Genomic DNA, 1,513 nt, shown 5'->3' on the forward strand with positions numbered 1-1,513 from the left:
GACTAGACATCCCAGGTTCGTAAGTCGTCAAGCAGCGGCTGTCCTGCGGTGTGCCCAGGCGGTGTGTTCGTTGTAGGGCTGCTGGTGGCGTAGGCAGCCGTGAAGGATGCCGACGAGGCGGTTGCCCAGGGCGCGTAGGGCCTTGTGGTGGGGCACTTTAACGTGGCGCTGTTGGTCATAGAAGGCGCGGGCGCCGGGGCTGTTTGATATGGCGCACAAGGCCCATTGATCGATGGCGTCATAGAGACGACGGTTGCGTATGTGGCGGGCCAGTACGGCGCGTTTTTTGCCCGAGGCGATGGTCAGTGGTGAGGTGCCAGCGTAGTTCTTGCGACACTTGGCGGTGGTGTATCTATTCGGGTCGTCCCCGAACTCACCGAGCACCCGGGCGCCGAGTACGACACCAAGTCCTGGCAGGGAGCGGTAGATGTCGGCGTCCGGGTGTGTCTCAAAATGTGCGGCCAGGCTGGTTTCGAGTTCACTGATGTGGCGGTTAAGTTCGGTGAGGATGCCCACCGCTGCGGTGGTGGTGGCCGCGAACGCGGCGGCGACCGCGGCGGGTGCGGCGAGGTGTTCGGTGCGCAGCACGGCCTGGATCTCACGGGCGCGTGTAGCGATATTGCGTTGACGTCCACCGCGTTTGAGTGCGGACTGAATTGCCGCGAGATTCAACCGTGCGCCTTGCTGGGGGGTGGGGGCCCGACCCAGCACCCCCAGGGCGTCGCCGTGGTGGAGATCGTCGAAGGCCGCCAGTGCCGCGGGGTAGTACTCACGCAGCGCGTTGCGCAGTCGGTTGGTGTGCCGTGTGCGCTCCCAGATCAGGCTCTGATGGGCCCGCGCCAGCACTTTGGTCGCTTGGGCCTCGGTGCTGTCGCCGGCGATCTGGCGGTGGTTGTGCCGGTCGGTGCGCACCAGATCGGCCAGCAATTTGGCATCGGAGGCGTCCGACTTCGCCCCCGCGATGTGGTGGCGGTCGCGGTAGCGGGCTACCGCCAGTGGATTGACCGCATAGACCTGGTAGCCGGCCCCAGTTAACGCCGCCACCCACAATCCCCGGTCGGTCTCGATACCGATCACCACCTGATCGGGTTCTTGCCCGTGTGTGGCGATCAGCTCGTGGAGCTGGCGGATACCGGTTAGCCCTTCGGACAACCGCCGCGCAGCCAACCGCACGCCGGCCTCGTCCATGACATGCACGTCGTGATGGTCTTCGGCCCAGTCATCGCCCACGAAGATCATCGATCACCGCCCTTCCGCGATTCGGCTATTGAACAGTTCCTTCGAGCCCGAGGACACCCGGCGGCGACCTAATGGATCAGTGCTCGGATTCGGCACGACATCCCATCAGCGCTACAGGTGACCTCACCCACTGGCCGGCGCACGATCTAGTCTTAGGAGTTGAAACCCACTCCGGGCTTACACAGTGCTCACCGGCCAGCGGCTCGGTTGACCAGCCTCCCCGACGAGCAAGAAATACCCGTCAACGGCACACCGATCTGATTCCCATTAGGCT

Annotated in this window: 1 protein-coding gene; it reads right to left on the reverse strand. The window is 64.3% G+C overall.

Going from position 1 to position 1,513, the window contains the following annotated elements; all coding sequences use genetic code 11:
- Window positions 1-27: 27 nt before the first annotated feature.
- The gene (locus AWC27_RS09810; protein WP_085670308.1) at window positions 28-1,239 is read right to left on the reverse strand and encodes an IS110 family RNA-guided transposase; all 1,212 of its coding nucleotides are present in this window, start codon (window positions 1,237-1,239) and stop codon (window positions 28-30) included.
- Between the last annotated feature and the right edge of the window lie 274 nt (window positions 1,240-1,513).

Source organism: Mycobacterium szulgai (assembly GCF_002116635.1).
GTDB lineage: Bacteria > Actinomycetota > Actinomycetes > Mycobacteriales > Mycobacteriaceae > Mycobacterium > Mycobacterium szulgai.

Excerpts from the sequence above, each read along its gene's own strand:
- AWC27_RS09810 (WP_085670308.1), bottom strand. The coding sequence starts at position 1,239 with ATGATCTTCGTGGGCGATGACTGGGCCGAAGACCATCACGACGTGCAT.